Genomic DNA, 440 nt, shown 5'->3' on the forward strand with positions numbered 1-440 from the left:
GGGTATGAATACCTTATTGCCTAAAGATATTGCTATTCGCTTTGCACAACCAGTTGCTGTCGATTTTCATGCTCGTTTTAGTGCAACCGCTCGCCGATACCGCTATATTATTTATAACTCTCCTTTTCGAGGAGCAGTGTTAAGCGAAGGGGTTACGCATTTTCATCACCCATTAGATGAAGTTAAAATGCAGGAAGCCTGTCAGTATTTGATCGGGACACACGATTTTACATCTTTTCGAGCGATCCATTGTCAAGCGAATACACCAACTCGTACTATTCATCACTTATCGGTACAGCGCCAAGGGTGTTACGTTATTATTGATATTAAGGCGAATGCGTTCTTACATCACATGGTACGTAATATAACGGGGAGCTTGATGGATATTGGCATACATAAGCAACAGCCTATTTGGTTGAAAGAATTACTTGATTGTAAAG

At 40.7% G+C, this 440-nt stretch carries 1 protein-coding gene; it reads left to right on the forward strand.

What is annotated here, in order from left to right; genetic code table 11:
- Positions 1-440: tRNA pseudouridine synthase A (locus AAEY83_RS12890; protein WP_351059307.1), on the forward strand; the 440-nt coding region annotated here is incomplete at both ends.

It is taken from the genome of Psychrobacter sp. TB20-MNA-CIBAN-0197, assembly GCF_040309765.1.
Classification (GTDB): domain Bacteria; phylum Pseudomonadota; class Gammaproteobacteria; order Pseudomonadales; family Moraxellaceae; genus Psychrobacter; species Psychrobacter submarinus.